This window comes from Roseobacter sp. OBYS 0001, assembly GCF_019654895.1.
In the GTDB taxonomy this organism is placed as follows: Bacteria; Pseudomonadota; Alphaproteobacteria; order Rhodobacterales; family Rhodobacteraceae; genus Roseobacter; species Roseobacter litoralis.
Map to the genome: position 1 here is coordinate 29,416 of NZ_BPES01000009.1, position 15,929 is coordinate 45,344.

The 15,929-nt window shown below is 58.3% G+C and carries 16 protein-coding genes; 9 read left to right on the top strand and 7 right to left on the bottom strand.

From position 1 onward, the window contains the following. From holA to K5Q35_RS16080, 4 genes are all read right to left on the bottom strand, one after another. Positions 1–1,002, bottom strand: coding sequence for a DNA polymerase III subunit delta (gene holA / locus K5Q35_RS16065; protein ID WP_220800299.1), 1,002 nt, complete (start codon positions 1,000–1,002; stop codon positions 1–3). After that, on the bottom strand, positions 999–1,478 hold the full coding sequence (gene lptE / locus K5Q35_RS16070) for an LPS assembly lipoprotein LptE (RefSeq protein ID WP_220800300.1): 480 nt from the start codon (positions 1,476–1,478) through the stop codon (positions 999–1,001). The genes holA and lptE overlap by 4 nt, the downstream gene beginning before the upstream one ends. Next, on the bottom strand, positions 1,465–4,011 hold the full coding sequence (gene leuS / locus K5Q35_RS16075; RefSeq protein WP_220800301.1) for a leucine--tRNA ligase: 2,547 nt from the start codon (positions 4,009–4,011) through the stop codon (positions 1,465–1,467). Before leuS ends, lptE begins: the two co-directional genes overlap by 14 nt. Positions 4,012–4,124: 113 nt before the next feature. After that, entirely contained in the window at positions 4,125–4,616 is a 492-nt protein-coding gene (locus K5Q35_RS16080; RefSeq protein ID WP_013963721.1) for a DUF3576 domain-containing protein, read from the bottom strand. A 247-nt stretch (positions 4,617–4,863) separates the two neighbouring features. Between K5Q35_RS16080 and K5Q35_RS16085 the strand changes: the two genes are divergently transcribed. Together K5Q35_RS16085 and K5Q35_RS16090 are read left to right on the top strand one after the other, a co-directional pair. Continuing rightward, positions 4,864–5,826: a porin gene (locus K5Q35_RS16085; RefSeq protein WP_013963719.1), complete on the top strand. Its 963-nt coding sequence runs from the start codon at positions 4,864–4,866 to the stop codon at positions 5,824–5,826. Between the two features lie 101 nt (positions 5,827–5,927). After that, a complete protein-coding gene (locus K5Q35_RS16090; protein WP_174270239.1) occupies positions 5,928–6,581 on the top strand; it encodes a YggS family pyridoxal phosphate-dependent enzyme in 654 nt (217 codons plus the stop codon). Between the two features lie 7 nt (positions 6,582–6,588). On the opposite strand, the gene K5Q35_RS16095 is transcribed toward K5Q35_RS16090, so the two are convergent. Both K5Q35_RS16095 and ribA read right to left on the bottom strand, forming a co-directional pair. Continuing rightward, complete coding sequence (locus K5Q35_RS16095) at positions 6,589–7,083, bottom strand: L,D-transpeptidase (protein ID WP_220800302.1); 495 nt, start codon at positions 7,081–7,083, stop codon at positions 6,589–6,591. Then, positions 7,080–8,168, bottom strand: a complete 1,089-nt coding sequence (ribA, locus tag K5Q35_RS16100; protein WP_220800303.1) for a GTP cyclohydrolase II — start codon at positions 8,166–8,168, stop codon at positions 7,080–7,082. Before ribA ends, K5Q35_RS16095 begins: the two co-directional genes overlap by 4 nt. Positions 8,169–8,330: 162 nt before the next feature. Here ribA and K5Q35_RS16105 point away from each other — a divergent pair, with 162 nt between their 5' ends. From K5Q35_RS16105 to K5Q35_RS16125, 5 genes are all read left to right on the top strand, one after another. Further along, positions 8,331–9,017 carry a response regulator transcription factor gene (locus tag K5Q35_RS16105; RefSeq protein ID WP_011566403.1) on the top strand — a complete coding sequence of 229 codons (687 nt, stop codon included), beginning with the start codon at positions 8,331–8,333 and terminating at the stop codon, positions 9,015–9,017. Between the two features lie 256 nt (positions 9,018–9,273). After that, a complete protein-coding gene (locus K5Q35_RS16110) occupies positions 9,274–10,062 on the top strand; it encodes an exodeoxyribonuclease III (protein ID WP_220800304.1) in 789 nt (262 codons plus the stop codon). A 54-nt stretch (positions 10,063–10,116) separates the two neighbouring features. Beyond that, positions 10,117–11,034, top strand: coding sequence for a co-chaperone YbbN (locus K5Q35_RS16115; protein WP_220800305.1), 918 nt, complete (start codon positions 10,117–10,119; stop codon positions 11,032–11,034). A gap of 27 nt (positions 11,035–11,061) precedes the next feature. Then, a complete protein-coding gene (locus K5Q35_RS16120; protein WP_220800306.1) occupies positions 11,062–11,706 on the top strand; it encodes an LON peptidase substrate-binding domain-containing protein in 645 nt (214 codons plus the stop codon). Next, the gene (locus K5Q35_RS16125) at positions 11,703–11,888 is read left to right on the top strand and encodes a Trm112 family protein (protein ID WP_013963711.1); all 186 of its coding nucleotides are present in this window, start codon (positions 11,703–11,705) and stop codon (positions 11,886–11,888) included. The genes K5Q35_RS16120 and K5Q35_RS16125 overlap by 4 nt, the downstream gene beginning before the upstream one ends. A gap of 99 nt (positions 11,889–11,987) precedes the next feature. Here K5Q35_RS16125 and K5Q35_RS16130 read toward each other — a convergent pair whose 3' ends face one another. Further along, entirely contained in the window at positions 11,988–13,250 is a 1,263-nt protein-coding gene (locus tag K5Q35_RS16130) for an FAD-dependent monooxygenase (RefSeq protein WP_220800307.1), read from the bottom strand. A 51-nt stretch (positions 13,251–13,301) separates the two neighbouring features. Here K5Q35_RS16130 and K5Q35_RS16135 point away from each other — a divergent pair, with 51 nt between their 5' ends. Both K5Q35_RS16135 and K5Q35_RS16140 read left to right on the top strand, forming a co-directional pair. Further along, positions 13,302–14,630 carry an amidase gene (locus K5Q35_RS16135; protein WP_220800308.1) on the top strand — a complete coding sequence of 443 codons (1,329 nt, stop codon included), beginning with the start codon at positions 13,302–13,304 and terminating at the stop codon, positions 14,628–14,630. Between the two features lie 108 nt (positions 14,631–14,738). Then, positions 14,739–15,917 (top strand): aminotransferase class I/II-fold pyridoxal phosphate-dependent enzyme, encoded by a 1,179-nt coding sequence (locus tag K5Q35_RS16140; protein ID WP_220800409.1) that lies wholly within the window; start codon positions 14,739–14,741, stop codon positions 15,915–15,917. Positions 15,918–15,929: the final 12 nt, after the last annotated feature.

Consider the following 15,929-nt stretch of genomic DNA (forward strand, 5'->3'; position numbering starts at 1 on the left):
TTATCTCGGGGCCAGCATGGCGAGGCGGATAAATGCGCGTTCGACCAGTGCCATCCCCGGCGCATGTTGCCCGGCGGAACGGAGTTTGAGATCCGTATCCGTCAGGACGGTCAGCGCGGTTTCAAGTTTGACAGCGCCCCATTTGCGAGACTGCGCCAGCATGCGATCCCGGTTGGGGCCAAATATCGTCGGCCTGCCGGATGTGTCACAGGCCGCCCGGTGCAAGGCCCGGAAATGACGCATCGCCCCGATGCACAGGCCGACCGGATTGGCCCCCTGCGCGATGAGTTTCTGCATCATCGGGCCAATTTCATGCGCACGCGCTTCGGCAACCACCATCAGAACGTCATCCACATCCGCCTCGGTCGAGGTTGGCGCACAGGCCGCGATGTCCTGCAGGGAGATCGGGGCCGGGTCGTGCAATTTGTAGAGGGAGAGTTTTTCGATGGTCTGGCGAAAATCACCGGGGTCAATGGCCTCCGCCAGATCGCTGAGGGCAGCCATCACGTCACCTGTCGGCAGGGCGAGGCCGGTTTCAGCCAGCGTCGTTTCGATTTCTGCGCGTGTGGGTGGGTTGTCGTAAATACCGGCGGCATAGGCGTTCGGATGGGCCTCAAAGGCCTTGCGCAGTTTCGAGGTTGGTTTCAGCGCCCCTGCGGTCACGATGATCTGCGCATCCCCGCTCTGCCAATCGGCGAGGGCGGTCAGGATTGCGGGGCCTGAGTTTTCGTTGGCCTCTTGCACGAATGCGGCGCGTGGGCCGGGGAAGAAGCCCACGGCCTTGACGGCATCGAGCAAAAGCGCCGGGTCCTTGCGCAGATCACCGCCATTCAGGCGCGTCAGGCGCATTTCTTCTTCGGCCTCCTTGCCCAGAAGGGCGGCCAGCAATTGCTGGCGTTTCAGGGCCACCCGCATGGCGTCCGCGCCGTAAATCAGAATGCCGGTCTTGTCCGGGTCAGGGCGCGCGAAATAGGAAACGGCATCGCGGGTAGAGAGTTTCATGTCAAATCAGTGCTCAGCAAGCGGACGACGATCTGGTCCGCGAGCAGGGACATCAGCCGTTCGCGGGCATCCCGTTCGGCGGCCAGTGTTGCAACGGTGGTGCCTGTGGCCGACGAGCCGGTGAAATTATCCACGGATCCCGAGGTGACAACCCGCCCCGTCGCCTGTTCGACCAGAACGTAATCGGCAGTGCCGACGATGTTGTAGCGGTTGATGTTGCTATCCCTGTTCACCGCCAGCGCTTCGCGTTTGGAATCAACCTCCAGCGTCAGTTTGTAGGTGGGCTGTGCGGCGCGGCCCAGACGCTCTTCGAGGCGGCGGACAACGAGGTATCCGTCAACATCATCGGGGTCGCTGACCTCAACCGCGTTTTGCAGCGCACTGCCGGTGCTGCCGGTTCCATAGACCGGCGCAAAGCCACAGGCCCCCAGAGCGAGGGGCAACAAAAGCAGGCTGCGGCGGCTATACGACGACATTCACAATCCGTCCCGGTACGACGATGATCTTTTTCGGGGTGGCCCCATCCAGTGTTCGTATCACAGCTGGGTCCGCAAGGGCGATTTTTTCAACCTCTTCCTTGCTTAAATCGGCGGATACGACGATTTCTGCGCGCCGCTTGCCGTTGATTTGAACAGGCAGCGTGACGGTATCGGACACCAGCATCGCCTCGTCCGCCTTGGGCCAGGGCGCGGTTGTCACCAGTCCTGTGCCCCCTTGATGCGCCCAGATGTCTTCGGCCAAGTGTGGTGTCATCGGGGACATCAGTTGCGCCAATGTCATGATGGCAGTGCGTTGTGCGGTGTAGCCTGCCTTGGATTTCTGCAATTTGGCGGTGAAGGCGTAAAGCTTGGCAATGGCGGCATTAAAGCCAAAGGATTCGACGCCCATTGTCACATCGTGAATGCACACATGCATCGCGCGCAGCAGGTCCTCATCCCCTTTCCCGGCGGCGGCTTTGTCCATCTGTCCGATGCGCTCGCTCAGGGTCCAGACGCGGGTCAGGTGTTTGAAGGCGGCTTCGGCGCCTGATGCTGTCCATTCCACATCCCGTTCGGGCGGGCTGTCGGAGAGGACAAACCAGCGGGCGGTATCCGCGCCATAGCTTGCAATGATGCCCAGCGGGTCGACTACGTTTTTCTTGGATTTCGACATTTTGGCCGACGGGATGATTTCCACCTCGGTGCCATCCGCGAGCCTGCCATCCGTGACATCTTCGGGCAGATGATAGACCGGGCGACCGTTCGCGTCGCGGGTCTGGTAGATTTCATGCGTGACCATGCCTTGGGTGAACAGGGCGTCGAAAGGTTCGATCGCGCTTTGCGGCAGGTGACCGGTGATCTGCATGGCGCGGGCAAAGAAGCGCGAATAGAGCAGATGCAGGATCGCGTGTTCGATGCCGCCGATATATTGATCGACATTCATCCAGTATTGCGCGTCTTCCATGACGGTCGGCGTCTCGGCGCGCGGCGCGGTGAAGCGCGCAAAATACCATGAGCTGTCGACAAAAGTGTCCATCGTGTCGGTTTCACGCTGCGCCGGTTTCCCGCAGGCGGGGCAGGGCGTGTCGCGCCATGTGGGGTGGCGGTTCAGTGGGTTGCCGGGAGTGTCAAAGCTGACGTCATAGGGCAGTTCGATGGGCAGGTTTTCTTTCTTTTCCGGCACAACGCCGCAATCGTCGCAATGCACCACCGGGATCGGGCAGCCCCAATAGCGCTGGCGGCTCAGACCCCAGTCGCGCAGGCGGTATTTGGTGACGCCCTGACCGATGCCATTGCTTTCGCAAAAGTCGATGGCGGCATCAATCGCCTCAAGCCCCGTCTGAAATTCCTCCCCGGCAAAGCCTCTGTTATAAAACACTTTTTCGGTTTTTGCCGGTACAAAGGCTTCGCTCAGCACCTCGTCGGCGTCCTGTGACGGCAGAAAGGTCGAGATAATGGGCAGGTCGTATTTCGTTGCGAACTCGAAATCGCGCTGATCATGTGCGGGGCAGCCGAAAATCGCTCCGGTGCCATAGTCCATCAGAATGAAATTCGCGATGTAGACGGGCAATTCAACAGCCGTGTCAAAGGGGTGGCGCACCCGGAGACCGGTGTTAAAACCCAGCTTTTCAGCGGTTTCCATGGCTTCTTCGGTGGTGCCGCCCTTGCGACATTCGGTACAGAAGGCCGCCACGTCGTCGTTATCGCGTTCGAGTAGTTTGGCGAGCGGATGGTCCGGCGAGATGCCGACAAAGGACGCCCCGAGCAGCGTATCAGGACGCGTCGTGTAGACTTCGATCCGGTCATGGCCGTCGGGTCCGTCAATCGTCGAAAAGGCAAATTGCAGCCCGCGCGATTTGCCGATCCAGTTTTCCTGCATCAGGCGGACTTTGGCCGGCCAGTTTTCCAATGTGTCCAGCGCGCTTAGCAACTCTTCGGAATGGTCCGAAATTTTGAAGAACCATTGGGTCAGTTCCCGCCGCTCAACCAAGGCACCAGAACGCCAGCCGCGCCCCTGCTCGACCTGTTCATTGGCCAGAACGGTCATATCCACCGGGTCCCAGTTGACGATTGCGTTCTTGCGATAGACCAGCCCCGCGTTCAGAAAATCGAGGAACAGCGACTGCTGCTGCCCGTAGTATTCCGGATCGCAGGTGGCAAATTCGCGGGACCAGTCGATGGACAGGCCCAAAGGCTTCATCTGGTCGCGCATGTCCTTGATGTTGCCATAGGTCCAGTCCTTGGGGTGACCGCCAATCGCCATGGCGGCGTTTTCCGCAGGCATGCCAAAGGCGTCCCAGCCCATTGGATGCAGTACGTTATGCCCGGTTGCGAGCTTATAGCGCGCGATCACGTCACCCATGGTGTAGTTGCGCACATGTCCCATATGGATACGCCCTGACGGGTAGGGGAACATCTCGAGCACATAGTATTTGGGTTTGTCGGCGGACCTGACGGCTTTGAAGACTTCGTTTTCGGTCCATGCTTTCTGCCAGCGTGCTTCGATTTCGGCTGGGGTATAACGCGTCATGACGGCGTCCTTCTTAACGTGAGAGCGCCGGGAGCCGTCATGTGTGCGGAGCCCGGCGCCGGGAATTGAATCTGGCTTGTTGCGCGCCTCAAAGTTAAAACGCACAGGCCAAGTTAGAGCGCATCATCCGCGATGCGCAGTTGGCGCGCCCGGCTGAGGATGGCGTTTTCGACGGCCTGAACGGCTGACGCACTGGCAGGCCCGTTGCGGGTTTGCAACGAAACATTCAAGGATCGCGCAGCGAGTGCCGGGTCATCAATAAGAATGGTCGCGCGGTACGCCCGCCCGCTGCCGGGCGGCGTGCCAAAGCCGGTTACGATAACACCTGTGAAGGGATCAACTGACTCAACAGGCAGAAAACTCAGCACTTCGAGCGACGCGGACCACAGGTACTTGTTCACAGCGACGGTTTGTTCCCTGTTCCCGCTGTTGAACGCATCCCAGATGGTGGTACCAGACGATCGGTTTCTATCGCGCTGACTTGTGAAGTTGTCGCTTCCTGGCGGGCCGGTGACGGCATTTGATGGCGTCGCGACGCCGCAGCCTGACAGCGTGGCGGCGACCGCCATGACCGTGATTATCTGTATGAACCATATCTTCTGCATCGAAAATCCGCCTCGATAGACCTTTTACAACGGCTTACTTCACTTGCCGGGGTGCCGCAAGCGGCAGGCATCAAATGGGCCGTCCGAAGGGGGCTTTCGGGGGTGTGGCAATCCAGCACCAGCTTTTTGGAAACTCGGGGACTTTTTTTGTCTTGGGTTGAGATTGACGGGGCTGTGAGACATTAGGTTTAGCACGTCCGGGATGCACAAACGCCCCAGACACTATCTAACCCTGAGGGATTGAGACATGAAAAAGATTCTTATGGCATCCACGATGCTTGTCGCGACCGCCGGAATGGCCGCCGCCGACATCACCTTCGACGGCTTCGGTCGTTTCGGTATTGTTTATAACGATGGCGCCGACGACGATGGCGATCGCAGCGACACACAGCTGGACCAGCGTTTTCGCCTGAACGTTGTTGGTACAACTGAAACAGACGGTGGCGTCGAGTTCCGCGCACGTCTGCGTTTGGAGTCCAACGATAACGGCGACGGTCAAGGTTCCGGCGGCGGCAACGTCGTAGAAGCGCCTGAATTCGGCGTACGCGCCGGTGGCTTCAACGTGTTCCTTGGTAACACATCTGACCTTATCGACTCCGGCGACGTTGTTGATTACTACGGTAACGGTATCGGTCTTACAGATTTTGCTGAAACTTCCAGCAACTTCGTAACCGGTGACGTCATCAGCGGCATCAATGGCGGCGACGACATCGATCCAACGATCAAAACCAGCTATACCGTTGGCGACTTCACATTCGGTGCGTCCTACTCTGACAACGCGCTGGACTCTGCAACTGAAGAGTACCAGATCGGTTTGGGCTACAAATTCGGCAACTACGGTGTCGGTGCTGCGTTCGGTAACGTTGATGGCGGTGACTTTGACGATACAGACTTCTGGGCGTTGTCCTTCAACGGCGACCTCGGCTCCTTCGCATTCTCGCTCTTGGCAGCCGATAGCGACGACCAAGACGACGTAGCACTTGGTGCATCCATTGCCGTACCAGTTGGTGCAGCAACAGACGTCCGTTTCGTTGTGTCAGACAACGGTCTTGACAGCAGCGACTCGTTCGCAGCGACCAAAGGTGACGACACTGCATACGCCATCGGCTTCCGTCACAGCCTCGGCGGCGGTGTACGCCTCCAAGGTGGTATCGGTGAAAACAGCCTCGGTGATACCGTTGGTGACTTGGGTGTAATCTTCAACTTCTAAGTTGAAAATAACATCGTGAATTTGGGGCGGTCCTTTGGGTCCGCCCCTTTTCTTTTGGGCAACGGGTTTATGTTGTCCATGGACAGTAAACGAGAGACATGATGAGCCTGAGCGACATTTCACAACGTATCGAAAAGGCAGTGGCGGACGCGGGGCGCGCTGCGGGCTCCGTCAAGCTGATTGCGGTGTCAAAAGTGCAACCGGATGAGCGGGTAGAAGCGGTGCTGAAAGAGGGCCACCGCTGCTTTGGTGAAAACCGGGTGCAGGAAGCGGCAGGCAAATGGCCCGCGTTTCGCGATGACTACGACGGCGTTGATCTGCATTTGATCGGCCCTCTGCAAACCAACAAGGCGCGACAGGCCTTTGACCTGTTTCAATCCATTCACACCTTGGACCGACCCAAGCTTGCCAAGGCTTTTGCCCGGCTGGCGCAGGATACGGGTCACTGCCCGGAAATGTTCGTTCAGGTCAACACAGGCGAAGAGCCGCAGAAAGCGGGCGTTTTCCCATCCGACGCCGACGGGTTTGTCGCGGAGTGTCGAGCACTTGATTTGCCGATCAAAGGCTTGATGTGTATCCCGCCGATTGACGAGGAAGCCTCCCTGCATTTCGCCTTGCTGGCCAAAATTGCAGAGCGTAACGGGTTGGCGGGCCTGAGCATGGGCATGAGCGACGATTTCGAAAAAGCGATTTCATTTGGCGCGACGCATATCCGCGTCGGGTCTGCGATCTTCGGGGCGCGCGTTCCGGCCTGATCGGGGGCTAGGGTACAATCAGCCGTGTCTGGAGCGTAATTCGCGGGGCAATACGGCGCAGGTTTTGGCGCGACAGGGCGACACAGCCCTCGGTTGGAAAGCCGGGGCGGCGAAACTGATGCATGAAGATCGCCGAACCACGCCCTTTGACCGCGTAGGGCCAGTTCCAATCCGTGAGCAGCACAAGATCGTACAATGGATCCGCCCGGCGCAGCTTTTCATGACTGTGCGGGTAGGGCGCGCGCACCATCATGTTGTAATCTTCATGCCCGGCATCATCTGACCACAGATCATTCAGCCCGATCGGCAAGGCCCAGTCTGCTGGCTTGGCCATCCGGTCCGGGCGGTACAACATGCCGACAATCCGGTGGATGCCCGTGGGTGTGGCCCCGTCCCCTTCTTTCTTGCGCCGGGTTATGCCGGTTTTCCCAATCGTGCAGGGAAAGAGTTGCCCCTGAAACCGCAGGCCCCGTGGCGTGACAACCAGATCATCCGGCTTCATTTCAGGTGGCCCGATTTGGCAACTTTTGTCGCGAGATAGGCGTGATTATGCGCGTTTTCGCCCACATGCAGGGGCACACGTTCGGTCACGTCGATGCCGTTTTCGCACATCATGGCGACCTTGCGCGGGTTATTCGTCAGCAGCCGCGCCTTGGAAAACCCCATGGATTTCAAGATTGCGGCTCCAAGGCGAAAGTCGCGTTCGTCATCCTCAAACCCGAGCCGGTGGTTGGCCTCGACCGTATCAAAGCCTTGATCCTGCAGGGAATATGCCCGCATTTTATTGGCCAGACCGATGCCGCGTCCTTCCTGATTCATATACAAAAGCACGCCGTGCCCCTCATCCCCCATCTGCGCCAAGGCGGCGCGCAATTGTGGCCCGCAGTCGCATTTGAGCGACCCCATCAAATCACCGGTAAAGCACGCGGAATGCAGCCTTGTCAGCAGCGGCTCAGCGCGATCGGGCTTGCCGATTTCAATGGCGTAATGCTCTTCGCCGCCATCTTCGGGACGGAATACATGCAACCGCCCGGCCTCTGAAACCTCCATTGGCAACCGCGCACTGATCACCGAATGCAACGGGCTGGAGGCGTCCAGCATCGCCTGGCCGCTGTGCGCGGATAAATAAACGAGGTTGTGCTCCGCCGCAAAAGAAAGTGCGTGTTCCAAAGGGATGCACACAACAGCCGGCAACAGGCGCGCAGCTTTCGCCAGCTGAATGGCAAACCGATGCGTTTCAACGTTCCCACCGCGGGCGCAAGACAGCGGACCCTTCATCGGGTGCATCAAATCACCCGCCGGGTCCGCGATCCCGTTGACCCATGCCAGTGTTGCATCGCGCGGCAGTTTCACCCGCGCCAGATCACCATCATAGGCGGCGGCCTTCAGCGTCGCCGCGCGCCGCGCCGTAATGACCAGCATTGCATCCTGAGACAGGGCCATCATGGTACCCAGCCGGTCGGTATTGAGCGTCTCCACCGTTGCTGCGAGAAGAGGCGTCGGTCCGTCAACAACAACCGGCACGCCCATACGCAGGTCTGCGCGCGCACGCGCCATCAACTCGTTTTGGTCTGGAGAAAAGTTCATGATGTTACAATGCCTGACAAATCATGCCTCGATCTAGGGCAATTCGGATGGAATTGAAACATTTGAGCCGCTTTGTAACACGAGGCCGTGAGGCGTGAGCACACAAGCTTGTGAGATCGCTTTGAAATGCACAAGTCTAATAGGGCAAAACGGAGGCGGCAGATGGCACAGTTAAAGAAAATCCTGTTGGTAGATGATGATGATGATCTGCGCGACGCGCTGAGCGAACAGTTGATCATGACCGAAGACTTTGATGTTTTTGAAGCGGCAAACGGCGCGGATGCGATGGTGCGCGCCAAGGAGGCGCTCTATGATCTTGTGATCCTTGATGTGGGGCTGCCAGATACGGACGGTCGCGAATTATGCCGTTTGATGCGCAAACAAGGCGTGAAAAGCCCGATTCTGATGCTGACCGGGCACGATAGTGATGCTGATACGATTTTGGGTCTGGATGCCGGCGCCAATGATTACGTCAGCAAACCCTTCAAATTTCCCGTGCTGTTGGCGCGGATACGCGCGCAACTCAGACAGCATGAGCAGTCAGAAGACGCGGTGTTCCAGCTTGGGCCCTATACATTCAAGCCTGCGATGAAAACGCTGATTACCGAAGACGAAAAGAAAATTCGCCTGACGGAAAAGGAAACCAATATTCTGAAATTCCTCTATCGCTCGACCGAGGGTGTGGTGGCACGCGATGTGCTTTTGCACGAGGTCTGGGGATATAACGCCGGGGTCACAACGCATACGCTGGAGACGCATATTTACCGTTTGCGTCAGAAAATTGAACCGGACCCGTCAAATGCGCGTCTGCTGGTTACAGAATCTGGTGGATACAGACTAATGGCTTAAGAAATTTCTCGCAGTTTTTGATATGAATCAAGAATCTGTTAACCATCTTTTGCTAAACATAGATATCCCGCGCATGTCCGGGTTTTTGACATGCACCTCCCTGTTGGACTTGGCCGGGCTTTATGCCCGGTCTTTTTTTGTCTGGTCCGCGGGTAGAACCCCCCTCAAAAGAAAACACGATCCGTCACGGTTGGGCATGGTGCCAGCGGCGCGCAGTGTTTAGGGTGCCGCAGAATCTCAATGGCGGAGTATCTCTATGGCTTTCTCGTTAGCAACCTGGAACATCAATTCTGTGCGGTTGCGTGAAGGCCTCGTGCTGAAACTCATGACCGAAGAAGCGCCCGATGTCCTGTGCCTGCAGGAATGCAAAAGCCCTGTCGACAAGATGCCGTTGGATGCTTTCGCCGCCGCAGGTTACGCGCATGTCGTGGCGCGCGGCCAAAAGGGCTACAACGGGGTGGCCATTCTGTCCAAAATCCCGATGGAAGAAGCCGCTGCCGAAGACTTTGTCGCATTGGGACACGCGCGCCACATCGCGGGCCGATTGGAAAACGGCGTGACGGTGCATAACTTTTACGTCCCAGCAGGCGGAGACGTCGCGGACCGGGAAGTGAACGAAAAATTCGGTCAGAAACTGGATTACCTCACGGAAATGCGCGACTGGTTTCATACGCAAAAGCCTGAAAAATCAATCCTTGTGGGTGATTTGAACATTGCCCCGCGCGAAGACGATGTATGGGATCATAAAAAGCTGCTGAAAGTTGTCAGCCACACGCCCATCGAGGTTGAGCATATGGCGCAAACGCAAGACGCCGGTGGCTGGGTCGATATCACCCGGCAGGACATTCCTGAGGGCAAGCTCTTCAGCTGGTGGTCTTACCGCGCTGCCGATTGGGATGCGGCGGACAAGGGGCGGCGGCTGGATCATGTCTGGGCCACGTCGGATATCGCCGCAGCCGGTCACGACAGCCGCATCGTTCGCGGTGCGCGAGGCTGGGAAAAGCCCAGCGATCACGCCCCGGTTTTTGCGCAATTTGACCTTTGAAAAAGCAATTTGCCTCCCATATAACGCTAGACGCGCAGGCGGAAGGATAACACGATGATGGACCTGAATTTGGGGGCTGCACCCGCAGCGGATGACCTGATCAAAGACACAACCGAAGCGACATTCATGGCGGATGTGGTTGATACGTCCCAGACGGTGCCGGTGATCGTCGATTTCTGGGCGCCTTGGTGTGGACCCTGTAAAACGCTTGGTCCCCAGCTTGAAGCCGCTGTGCGCGCGGCAAAGGGCGCGGTCAAGATGGTCAAGATCAACGTGGACGAAGCCCAGATGATCGCCGGACAGTTGCAGATCCAATCGATCCCGACCGTCTATGCGTTTTCCAAAGGGCAACCGATTGACGGGTTCCAGGGGGCGTTGCCTGACTCCGAAATCAAGGCGTTTGTGGACCGTGTGGTGAAAGCCACCGGCGGTGAAGCGCCCGGAGATGGCCTGGCCGATGCGGTGGCTGCGGCCGAAGAAATGCTGGCCGAAGGGGCGGCGGCGGATGCGGCGCAGACCTTTGCCGCCGTATTGGGCGAAGATGAGAAACATGCGGCGGCCTACGGTGGCATGGTGCGGGCCCATATCGCGATGGGCGAACTCGATCAGGCAGAGGCGATTTTGAACGGCGCACCGGCAGAGATTTCAAAAGCCCCTGAGCTGGAAGCGGCCTTTGCGCAGCTGGAACTTGCCCGTCAGGCTGAGGGTGCAGGCCCTGTTGACGAGTTGAAAGCCGCCGTTGCGGCAGACCCGGACAACAATCAGGCGCGGTTCGATCTGGCGCAGGCCATGCACGCGAACGGCGATGTCGAGGGCGGCGTGGCCGAGTTGCTGGAACTTTTCCGGCGCGATCAGGAATGGAATGACGGGGCAGCCAAGGCGCAATTGTTCACGATATTCGAGGCGCTTAAGCCGAATGACCCGATTGTTCTGAATGGGCGGCGCAAACTTAGCTCCATCATATTTGCCTGATCGTTCGGGCGGGCTAGGTTCCCCATTATGATAAAAGCTTCAGAATTGCCTGACACGATTGCAATCTTTCCATTGGGCGGAGCTTTGTTGCTTCCCCGGTCCCGATTGCCACTGCATATTTTCGAACCGCGATACCTTCAGATGCTGGAGGATGCGCTGAAAACGCGTGAACGGTTGATCGGAATGATACAGCCCAATGAGGTGCCGGGCCGTGCCGGAACCGGGTTGCACACCATCGGATGTGCCGGGCGGATCATGCAGTTTTCCGAGACCGAAGATGGCCGCTATCTGATCACACTTGGCGGTGTTTCCCGGTTCCGCGTCGTCAAGGAGATTGAAGGGTTCACGCCCTACCGACGCTGCGATGTCGTCTGGGACGGGTTTGACCGGGATCTTGGCCCGGATGAAACCGATACAGCGTTCCAGCGCAAAGGCTTTTTAGAGCTGCTGGAGCGGTATTTTGATGCGCGTGAGCTGTCGGCGGACTGGGAAACTTTGAAAGAAGCGGATGACGAATTGCTGGTCAATTCGTTGTCGATGATGCTTGATTTTGATCCCGAGGACAAACAAGCACTGCTTGAAGCCCCATCTTTGACCACCCGCCGCGAGACGCTGGTCACGCTGATGGAGTACCAATTGCGCGGTGGGCAAGAGAGCGAGATGATGCAGTGAGCGAGACCGAAGTGGTGTTTGACCGCCGCATGCTCGAAGCCCTGATCTGCCCGCGCAGCCACGCGACGCTGAAATATGATCAGGAGCGCCAGGAATTGATTTCGGAAGCTGCGAATCTCGCTTACCCTATTCGCAACGGCATTCCTGTGATGCTCACCGATGAGGCGCGGGTGCTGGACTAAAGCGTCATGCGAAAAACCTGAATCACGTAACGCTGCCTGAAATCAAAGATTTCAACGCGTTACGTGATGCTTGATGTTTCAGATATTTCGTCAGACGCTCTAGAGCCTTTGGCCTTTCAGCAGCTTGGGTAACTCTCCGGTCAGACCGGCGGCTTCGCGGATGAAGCTCCGACGCAATGCGGGCATATTGCCGACAATCCCCATGCCAATGTCACGGACGGCTCGTAACACAGGGTTGTCGTTTGAAAACAGCCGGTTGAATGTGTCCGTGGCCAGCGCCAAAGTGGTATTATCGAACCGACGCCATTCCTGATAGCGCGACAACACGCCCTCGGTGCCGATGTCTTCGCCGCGCCGTTTTGCGTCCGTCAGAACCTCGGCCAGTGCGGCGATATCGCGAACCCCGGCGTTCAGTCCCTGACCTGCAATCGGGTGGACGCCATGGGCTGCGTCGCCGACCAGAACGACCCGGCGGGCGATCAGCGTGTTCGCCAGCGACAACGACAAAGGGTAAGTGTAGCGCGCGCCGACGCGTGAAATATCGCCCAGAAAACTGCCGAACCTTGGTTTGAGCACGTCGATATAGGCCTCATCGGGCATCTCATTGATCCGCGCGGCGTTCTCGGCAGTTTCGCTCCAGACGATGGATGAACGGTTGCCCGTCAGGGGCAGGATCGCCAGCGGCCCCGGCGGCATAAAGAATTGATGTGCGACGCCATGATGCGGCAATGCGTGTTCAACCGCGCAGACCAAGGCCGTCTGGCCGTAGTCCCAGCCCGTGCGTTTGATCCCGGCGCGCGTGGCTGTGCCGGACCCGCGCCCATCACAACCCACAAGCAGCCTGCCCGTCAGGACGCGCCCGCTTGCCAGTGCCACCGATACTCCTGTTGCCTCTGCCGATTGCGAAACCACTGTTTCACCGTGCAGCGTCTGAATGTTTTCATGCGCGTCCGAGGCGCTCAGCAAAGCGGGCCTGAGGTGTCTGTCCTCGACCATATAGCCCATGGGGCCTTCTTCGATCTCGGCATGGTCGAAATGCATGAAAAACGGTGAAGGCCCTTCGCCAGCACGGCCATCGGTCACTTTAATGTCCAGCATCGCCTGCGCGTGAGGTTCCAGCGCATCCCATACGCCAATCGCCTGCAACAGCCGTGTCGAGGTCAGCGCCATCGCATAAGAGCGGCCATCAAAACCGGGGGTCTTGCGGCTGATCAGGGGTACCGAATCGATCATCGTCACGCTGTGTCCGGCCTGCGCCAACGCCAAAGCCAGAGCCGGCCCATTGAGCCCGCCCCCTACGATCAAAATGTCACTGTCAAAGGTCATAGGTCTGAATATGGTCGGGGCGGGGGGATTGTCCATGCGCGGTTGCGTCGCTACCGTCGCACAAATCGAAAGCTTCGGGGGAATGGCATGCAGGCTTGGCTCAAAATGACGGCGGCTGATCTGGGCAGGGGGATCGCCACGGGGGAAATCGACCCGGTCGATCTCACACAAACCTATCTGGATGCGATCAGCGCACATCCGTTACGGGATAGAATTTACGCCCGTGTGACAGCAGAGCGTGCCTTGAACGAAGCGGCAGCCGCCCGGGATCGCGCGCGCAGTGGTCAGCGTCGTTCGCTGCTGGATGGTGTGCCGATCAGTTGGAAGGATCTGTTCGATACGGCGGGTGTTGCAACTGAGTCGGGATCGCTGCTTTTGAAGGATCGCGTGCCTGATCAGGATGCACAGGTGCTGCAAAACGCCACCGCCGCCGGGCTTGTTTGTCTCGGCAAGACACATATGAGCGAATTGGCGTTTTCTGGTCTGGGCTATAACCCCAGCACGGCGACGCCGCCTTGCGTCAATGATGAGGGCGCGGTGCCGGGCGGGTCTTCTTCCGGTGCGGCGGCCTCTGTGGCGTTCGATCTGGCGGCTGTTGGTGTTGGCTCTGATACCGGCGGTTCGGTGCGTATTCCGGCGGCTTGGAACGACCTTGTGGGTCTCAAGACGACGTCGGGGCGGCTGAGCCTTGAAGGGGTCGTGCCTCTCGCTGCGCGCTTTGATACGGTCGGCCAGCTGTGCCGTTCTGTCGAGGATGCAGCGCTGATGCTGGCGGTGCTGCAAGGGGGCAGGGCGGCGGATCTATCCGGGGCATCCCTTGTCGGCAGGCGTTTGGCGGTGCTGAACACCATCGCGATGGAAGATGTACGCAGCGGTCCCGCAGAAGCGTTTTCCACCGCTGTTTCCAAGCTGGAACAGGCGGGGGCGCAGATAGAGGCGATCCATATCGACGCTGTAAACGATGCGATGGCCCTGACCACATGCCTATATACCGCCGAGGCCTATGGGCTGTGGCGCGACGTGATCGAGGCGAACCCGGACGCGATGTATCAGGAAATTCTCAAGCGCTTTCGTCTTGGCCAGAACCATTCCGGGCCGGATTATGTCGCTGCTTGGGCAGCACTTGAGGCGGCCCGCGTTTCTTACCATCAAGCGACGGCCGGGTTTGATGCGGTCATTTTGCCAACAGCACCCATTTTGCCGCCGAATCTGAACAGGTTGAACACGGATCACGACTATTACGTCACAGAAAACCTGATGTCGCTGCGCAATACGCGCATTGGCAATCTGATGGGGCTTTGCGCGTTGAGCCTGCCAACGGATACGCCCAGTTGCGGGCTCATGCTGATGGCACCGCCGCACCGTGAGGAATCCCTTTTGCGTCTGGGAACGGCGGCGGAACGGGCTTTGGCCTAAAAGACACAAACTGCGATAAAGCTGCGCGTTTTTGTGGACGCAAGGCGTCAGCTTGGCTACCTTAGGGACAACGGGACGATAACGATCCCGACTGAGGCAGTTTTGATGATGTATCCAGAGCGGTTTTCGAACCTTCCGGCACATGCTTGGCCGCGCCTGCGCGCTCTTTTAGACGTGCATGAGGGCGGCGGCGTGCCTGTTCACATGACCATTGGTGAGCCGAAACATGTTTTTCCTCAATGGGTTATGGAAGTCATCAACGAACTTTCAGCCGGGTTCAACAGCTATCCGCCCAATGATGGCGCGCCTGAACTGCGTCAGGCCATCGCGAGCTTTGTGCATCGTCGCTACGGCGTGCCCGTCGATGCGGACACGCAGGTCATGGCCCTCAACGGCACGCGGGAAGGGTTGTATAACGCGGTGATGGCCCTGTGTCCGGAGACGAAAAACGGACAACGCCCCGCAATTTTGATGCCAAACCCGTTCTATCAGGTCTATATGATCGCCGCCCTGTCTGTCGGCGCGGACCCTGTGATGGTGCCTGCGACGGTCGAAAACGGTCATCTGCCTGATTTTTCGTCCCTTTCAGAGGAAACCCTAAACCGTACGACAGCGGCCTACATCTGCTCACCGGCCAACCCACAAGGGGCGGTCGCGAGTGCGGAGTATTGGCGTGATCTGATCGGACTGGCCGAAAAATACGACTTCAAAGTCTTTGCAGACGAATGTTATTCTGAGATTTATCGCGGCGCGCCGCCCATCGGGGCGTTGCAGATCGCACAAGACATCGGCGCAGACCCGGACCGCGTTGTGATTTTCCACTCCTTATCCAAACGCTCCAACCTGCCGGGGCTTCGCTCCGGGTTTGTTGCGAGTGGCGCAAAAAACATCACGGAAATCAAGCAGCTGCGAAACTATGCGGGGGCGCCTTTGCCCTTGCCTTTGCAGATGGCTGCCGCCGCGGTTTGGAATGACGAGGTGCATGTGAGCGAAAACCGCGCGCTTTACGTCGAAAAATACGAAATTGCAGACCGGATTTTGGGAAATGTGCCCGGCTATGCAAGCCCGGATGCCGGATTTTTCCTGTGGTTACCGGTCGAAAACGATGAACAGGCGGCGGTGAAGCTTTGGCGCGAAACCGGTGTGCGGGTTTTGCCGGGCGGCTATCTGGCGCAGGACTGGGAGGGGGTAAACCCCGGCCAGGGATATATTCGGGCTGCGATGGTGGCTCCAAAAGCGGAAACTGAGCGGGGCATCCAGATGATCCGCGATTGTTTGTATCCGTGAAAAATATGAAGG